This window comes from Glycomyces sp. NPDC049804 (assembly GCF_040674615.1).
Classification (GTDB): domain Bacteria; phylum Actinomycetota; class Actinomycetes; order Mycobacteriales; family Micromonosporaceae; genus Glycomyces; species Glycomyces niveus.
Genome location: NZ_JBFAMQ010000010.1, coordinates 138,669 through 144,668, shown reverse-complemented (window position 1 = coordinate 144,668; position 6,000 = coordinate 138,669). Strand labels below are relative to the sequence as shown.

The following is a 6,000-nucleotide window of genomic DNA, read 5'->3' as shown; positions in this document are numbered from 1 at the left end:
ACCCGAACTCGAGTGCGGGACAACCCAGACACCTCCCGACACCGCCGCACCCCGCGCCACCCCTGCATCGAGGGCGCTCCATTCCGCCACACCCGAACTCGAGTGCGGGACAACCCAGACACCTCCCGACACCGCCGCACCCCGCGCCACCCCTGCATCGAGGGCGCTCCATTCCGCCACACCCGACCCCAGGGGCCGCGCGGCCCGCCAGCGCTAGGCTTCCGGCATGAGCGACCGCAACGAGTACGACGGCCCGCCCGTCAACGTGCCGCCGCCGCCCGGTTGGCGGGTCGAGGCCGTGGCGCTGCCGAGCGATCCCCGGCCACTGCCCCCGCAGGACCACGACGCGATCAACGCGGCCGAGCAGCGCGCCCGGCTCGTCACCCACTGGATCACCCTGATCAGCGTGGCGCTCATGTTCACCGTCCTCATCGTCGGCCTCATCAGCGCCGCCTAGCGAACGCGAACGGCCCCGGCCGGGCATCCGCCCGGCCGGGGCCGTCGCACGTCTCCTACCGGACCAGGCCGCCCCAGGTCATCTCGGCGCCCGCGTGCCCGGTCTTGAACAGCCACCAGGCCGCCAGCACCAGCAGCGCCAGCGCGACCAGCCCGATGATGAACATGACGACCTTCCGCCCGCCCGCCGCCGGGTCCGAGGAACCCGCAGGGGTCTCGCCGTCCTCGTCGGTCGCGGCCGCCGGCGCCCCGCTGTCGCGGGCCTGCGCCGCGCGCCGCCCCCGGTCGAGGCCGGCGAACAGGAACCACACCGGCACCAGGGCCACCAATGTCCACAAGAGCCAGAACGCGTAGTCGTGGTGCTGCGAGACCGCCGCGGACCAGCCGTTCGACTCGTTGTAGTCCGCGAGCTGCCGCCCGGTCATGATCCCGGCGAACACCGATGCGGGCGACACCAGCACGAGGGCCGCCACGGCCCAGCCGATCCGTTGGCGCAGCGGGGGGATCAGCACGTAGACGACGCCGCCAAGGACGAGGAGTCCGACCAGGATGATCGGGGCGTGCACCACCAGCGGGTGCAGGGGAAGTTTGAGAATCGTCGGCATGGAGTTTATTGAACCCTAAACAATCACCAGGCGGAAGCTCCAGCAGAACTTTCGAAGAGTTCGACGTACCCCATCACGGCATCCGCTATGAGCTGCACCGCGATCGCCGCCAGTAGCACGCCCGCGATCCGCGTCAGCACCTCGATGCCCCCGCGCCGCAGGATCTTCACCAGGAACCCCGAATACCGCATCACCAGGTAGATCGCGAAGTGGATCACCACGATCGCCAGCGCGATCCACAGATAGTCCACACGGGACGGTGCCTGCTGCACGAACAGGATCACCGCGACGATCGCGCCCGGCCCGGCGAGCAGGGGCGTGCCCAGCGGCACCAGCGCGATGTTCGAGGTGGCCGTGCCCGACGGCTCGTCGGCCTGGCCGGTCAGCAGCTGCAGCGCGACCAGGAGGAGCAGCAGCCCGCCGGCCCCCTGCAGCGCTTCGAGATCGATGTGGAGGTAGCTGATGATCTGCTGGCCGAGCAGCGCGAACAGCGAGATCACGCCCAGGGACAGCAGCGTCGCCTGGAGCGCGGCCCGGTTGCGCTCGCGCTGATCCATCGCCCCGGTCAGGGCCAGATAGATCGGCACGATCCCCGGAGGGTCCATGATGACGAAGAGGGTCACCATGACCGTCAGCAAGTACTCGATTCCACCCACGCAGCGAGTATGTCAAGTCCGCCAGGTCACAGCCTCGGATTCGACCACGCGTGTTAGGTGTAGCTCAGCACCGGCTGCACTGCGCCCTCGGGCACCTCGAGTTCGGACACCACCGGCTGCTCGCCCGACGAGTCGATGAGGATCCACGTCTCGTCGCCCGGGTTGCCGGCGAGTTCCCACTCGCCCTTCGGATCGCTCCAGATATACGAGGCGTTGTTGTACGCGCCCTCGTACTCCCCCAGGTCGATCTCGGGAACCTCCATCATCGTGTCGAAGGAGTACGACTCGGCGACGCCCTGGACGAGCGGGACCGCGTCCGCCTTCTTCCCGGAGGCGAAATCGATCTGCGCCTGGATCTCCTCGTCGTCGAGGGGCCCGCACTGCTCGCGACCGCTGGCGGAGCCGGCGGCGTCGAGGTCGGAGACGCAGACGAAGTTCGGATCGGTCGTGTCGACGAGCACCGCCGACTCGAATCCGGCGGCGCTCACCTCCTCCAGGCCCAACTCGTACTGCTCGTTGAAGTACCACTCGCCGGCTTCGCCTGCCGCACTCGAGTGCAGGTCGTACGTGAACACGACGGTTCTCGCGTCCCAGTCCTCGAGGGTCATCGTGGCCCTCGTGGTGAAGGTGGCGGTCTCGCTGAGGTCGGGGCTGGAGAGGTTGGTCACCTCGTAGTTCGCCATCGAGTAGTCCTCGTTCGGGGTGTACATCAAGTACTGGTCCCCGGCCCCGTTGACGTCGATCGACGTCTCAGCCGAAGGCCTTTCGACGGTGGTCGCGGACTGGCCGTCGAAGCTGCCCGTCCACACCTCCGTATCGGTCTCCCACAGGTACGCGGTGGCGAGCTTGTAGACGTCGCCCGTCGGCTCGTCGACGTCGAGCGGGACGGTGTCCCCGTCCTCGTTGAACACGTGGTACGCGTCGTCCTCGTAGACCACGAACTCCATGGCGAACTCGTCCTGCACCTCGATGGTGGTCGTGTCCGCCGCCATCTGGTCGCCGTCGCCCTCGCCGAAGCCGATCCACGGGTTCCACACGAAGGCCGCCGCGCCGAGCACGAGCAGCCCCGCGCCCCCCGCGGCGCCGGCCACGCGCCTGCGGCGGCGGATGCGACCGGCCCCGGCGATGGCGAGGTCGGCGAGTCCGGGGTCGTCGAAGGTCGGCGCGGCGTCGGCCCGTTCGGCCATCCCGCTGCGCAGGAGGGCTTCTATGTCGTCGCTCATGCCGCCTTCCTCGGTTCCATCGTCAGGCCGAGCGCGGCGGACGGGGTGCCGAGCCGCTTGCGCATGCCCGCGAGCGCGCGGGAGGCCTGGCTCTTGACGGTACCTACCGAGATCCCGAGGATGTCAGCGATCTGCTGGTCAGTGCGGTTCTCGTAATAGCGGAGGACGAGGACGGCGCGCTGGCGCTTGGGCAGGGCGGCGATGTGGCGCCACATGGCGTCGCGCACCGCCGAGTGCTCGGTGAAGTCGCGGGAGTGGTCCACCCGGTCCTCGAACACCTCGGTGGGCTTCTCGCGGTTGGACCGCTTGCGCCACCAGGAGGCGTTGGTGTTGTAGAGGATGCGGCGGGCGTAGGCGTCGACCGAATCAGTCGTCCTGATCCGGCTCCACGCCAGGTAGGTCTTCGTCAAGGTCGTCTGCACCAGGTCCTCCGCTGTAGCCCAGTTCCCTGTCAGGAGATACGCCGCACGGTGCAGCGCGGCGGAGCGAGCCGCCACGTACTCGCGGAACTCCTCGTCCTGGGACGATTTGATCTCGCTCACGAGTCTCCCTGGGGGGGTCGAAGAACAGACGACATCACCCCGGCGGGCGGTTGCTCCACCGGGCGGAATTCTGCCAAGAGATGGGTGTTCCTGGCAACCGAGAGTCGGATACAAACTGAGTATACGAAGTAGGTGCAACCCCTTGGGGCCGGGCACCCATAGCGGCGATTTCGGCCATGACCAGGACGAAGAACACCCGCCGACGGTGTCGGCGGGTGTGCGGACGGTGAAGGGGGCCGGCGCTAGGCCTCGGCGGGCTTGGGCGCGGGCTCGGCTTCGGGGATGAGGTCCTCTTCGGGTTCGGCCTCGCGTTCGTCGACCGCCTCGGGCTCGTACATCTCCTCGCACATCTGGAGGTAGAGCTCGTTGGGGTTCGGCAGGTGCGGGACGTTCCGCAGCGCCTGGTCCTGACCGGCCGACTCGATGATGAACTCGCCGTAGTTGAGCATGCGGCCCATGGGCGTCTGGGAGTACTTCATGTCCGTGACGCGGCCGAGCGGCATCATGGCCACCGAGCGGGTGATGACCCCTTGGATGAGCATGATGCGCTTGTTGGTCAGGATGAAGCGGTCCATGTACCAGTCGAGGATCTTCCAGCCCACGAAGCCGAGGATGAGCAGCCACACGAGCACGGTGACCGTGAGCGCGGTGTTGTCGACGCCGGACTTGGCGAGCATGCCGGAGATCAGGCCCATGATGAAGGTCGCCAGGGTGCCGACGACGTACCAGGGCATGAGGTGGATCCAGTGCCGCCGCCATTCGCCGCGGTACTTCTCGGTCGGGAAGAGGTAGCGGGCGGAGATGGGCGAGGGGACGTCGGGCACGGACGGGGCGCGCACGCCGCCGAGGAGGCCGCCGCTGAGTCCGCTGTTGAGGCCGTCGTCGAAGCGAACGCCGTCGATGTCGCTCGCGGCGGTCGCCGGCGCGGATCCGGCCGTTCCCGGAGGGAAGGTGAATTCGCGCGTGGGTGCCGCGCCCGGGGCGGGACTGTCGGAGGGGGCGCGGGGAGCGGGGGGTTCCAGCGGCTCGGTGTCCTTGTTGTCCCCCGAGCCGCCTGCACCGGAATCGGTCATAGTGCCGTCGCGATCAGGTCACGAGGTTCGTGAAGAACGCCGCGAAGCCGTTTGCGGCATCGAGGATTCCGCCAGCGAGGTTCCCGACCACGTCGCTGGCTTCGCCCGGCCTGAAGGCCACAAAGAACACCAGGAACGCAAGTCCGCCCCAAGTCAGAAACTTCTTCAACTTCCTCACCCCTCCCGTCAAGGGTCCTGGCCGATCGTTCGTCTGGCGCAGGCTGGCACGAGTCTACCGTACGAGCATGACTCGGCTTTCAGTTTTGTTCTGGGCCCCAACCGGTGCGAACCGAGCGGCCCAGTGCCGGGATCAGCGTAACGCGATGGCTCCACTTTCGCCCGACTCCGCCTATCTACCTGCGGATTCAACCTATTCGCTTGTACCACCGGGAGCTTACCCCAAGTAACCCGCCATTGGCTCAATGTAGGCGTAACGCCCTCCGCAACCCCATGGAAGCGTCAGGTATCCGACACCGAGCGTTCGCGAACGCCCCCATGGCGTACGCGGCGGCGAACCCGAGGGCTCCGGAGCACGGGTGTGCTCCATTCCAGAGTGCCACCGGGGTGCGACACTGCGCGACCCCTGCGGGGGTCGGATTGCCGACGATTTGCGGGAGGCGCTCTCAGACGGGGCGCTGCTCGAACACATGTTCCCTCACCCAGGCGTGCATGGCGATGCCGCTCGCGACGCCGGCGTTGATCGAGCGGGTCGATCCGAACTGGGTGATGGAGCAGACCATCGTGCAAACCTCGCGCACCGGCTCGGAGAGGCCGGGGCCCTCCTGGCCGAAGACGAGGACCGCGTTGCGCGGCAGGGAGGTCGTCTCGATCGGGACCGAGCCGGGCAGGTTGTCGATGCCGACGACGGCGAGCCCCTCGGCGCCGGCCCACTCGACGAAGGCTTCGACCGTGGCATGGTGCTCCACGTGCTGGTAGCGGTCGGTGACCATCGCGCCGCGCCGGTTCCAGCGGCGCTTGCCGACGATGTGGACGGTCTTGGCGAGGAAGGCGTTGGCGTTGCGCACGACGGTGCCGATGTTGAAGTCGTGCTGCCAGTTCTCGATGGCGACGTGGAAGTCGTGGCGGCGCTCGTCGAGGTCGGCCACGATCGCCTCGCGGGTCCAGTACCGGTAGCCGTCGACCACGTTGCGGCGGTCGCCCAGGCGCAGCAGCTCGGGGTCGTAGCGCTCGTCCTCGGGCAGCGGGCCCTCCCAGGGGCCGACGCCCACCGCGTCGAGGTCGGCGTCGGCGGCGTATTCGGACGCGGGTTCGGATCCGGCGGGGCCGGTCGGGTCAGTCACGCCGCTTATTGGAGCACAGCCGCGAGCGGTCGGGGAGGGAGCGGCGGGAGGCATGGCGCCGCCCCGGCGGCTACGGGGGAAACCGACCGGGGCGACGCGTTGCATAGTAGCTCCCGGACGCCTGCGATCGGGCACACACTCCGT

The 6,000-nt window shown here is 68.3% G+C and carries 8 protein-coding genes; 1 reads left to right on the top strand and 7 read right to left on the bottom strand.

The genetic code is table 11. The annotated features are described in order from the left end of the window. The first annotated feature begins 226 nt into the window (after positions 1–226). The gene (locus AB0K52_RS17315) at positions 227–457 is read left to right on the top strand and encodes a hypothetical protein (RefSeq protein ID WP_363532921.1); all 231 of its coding nucleotides are present in this window, start codon (positions 227–229) and stop codon (positions 455–457) included. Between the two features lie 55 nt (positions 458–512). Here the strand turns inward: AB0K52_RS17315 and AB0K52_RS17310 are convergent, their stop codons facing one another. The 7 genes from AB0K52_RS17310 to AB0K52_RS17280 all read right to left on the bottom strand — a co-directional run bounded on the left by AB0K52_RS17310 (position 513) and on the right by AB0K52_RS17280 (position 5,856). Then, complete coding sequence (locus tag AB0K52_RS17310) at positions 513–1,061, bottom strand: hypothetical protein (RefSeq protein ID WP_363532918.1); 549 nt, start codon at positions 1,059–1,061, stop codon at positions 513–515. A 23-nt stretch (positions 1,062–1,084) separates the two neighbouring features. Beyond that, positions 1,085–1,708: a MarC family protein gene (locus AB0K52_RS17305; protein ID WP_363533008.1), complete on the bottom strand. Its 624-nt coding sequence runs from the start codon at positions 1,706–1,708 to the stop codon at positions 1,085–1,087. Between the two features lie 62 nt (positions 1,709–1,770). Then, positions 1,771–2,940: a hypothetical protein gene (locus tag AB0K52_RS17300; protein WP_363532915.1), complete on the bottom strand. Its 1,170-nt coding sequence runs from the start codon at positions 2,938–2,940 to the stop codon at positions 1,771–1,773. Beyond that, positions 2,937–3,482 carry a SigE family RNA polymerase sigma factor gene (locus AB0K52_RS17295; RefSeq protein WP_208497019.1) on the bottom strand — a complete coding sequence of 182 codons (546 nt, stop codon included), beginning with the start codon at positions 3,480–3,482 and terminating at the stop codon, positions 2,937–2,939. The genes AB0K52_RS17300 and AB0K52_RS17295 overlap by 4 nt, the downstream gene beginning before the upstream one ends. Before the next feature lie 242 nt (positions 3,483–3,724). Continuing rightward, positions 3,725–4,555, bottom strand: coding sequence for a PH domain-containing protein (locus AB0K52_RS17290; protein WP_363532912.1), 831 nt, complete (start codon positions 4,553–4,555; stop codon positions 3,725–3,727). A gap of 13 nt (positions 4,556–4,568) precedes the next feature. Further along, positions 4,569–4,733: a hypothetical protein gene (locus AB0K52_RS17285; RefSeq protein WP_230601565.1), complete on the bottom strand. Its 165-nt coding sequence runs from the start codon at positions 4,731–4,733 to the stop codon at positions 4,569–4,571. 445 nt (positions 4,734–5,178) lie between these two features. Next, on the bottom strand, positions 5,179–5,856 hold the full coding sequence (locus AB0K52_RS17280) for an RNA methyltransferase (RefSeq protein WP_363532909.1): 678 nt from the start codon (positions 5,854–5,856) through the stop codon (positions 5,179–5,181). Positions 5,857–6,000 lie beyond the last annotated feature (144 nt).

Coding starts and splice junctions, on each gene's coding strand:
- AB0K52_RS17315 (WP_363532921.1), top strand. CDS start 227: ATGAGCGACCGCAACGAGTACGACGGCCCGCCCGTCAACGTGCCGCCG.
- AB0K52_RS17310 (WP_363532918.1), bottom strand. CDS start 1,061: ATGCCGACGATTCTCAAACTTCCCCTGCACCCGCTGGTGGTGCACGCC.
- AB0K52_RS17300 (WP_363532915.1), bottom strand. CDS start 2,940: ATGAGCGACGACATAGAAGCCCTCCTGCGCAGCGGGATGGCCGAACGG.
- AB0K52_RS17290 (WP_363532912.1), bottom strand. CDS start 4,555: ATGACCGATTCCGGTGCAGGCGGCTCGGGGGACAACAAGGACACCGAG.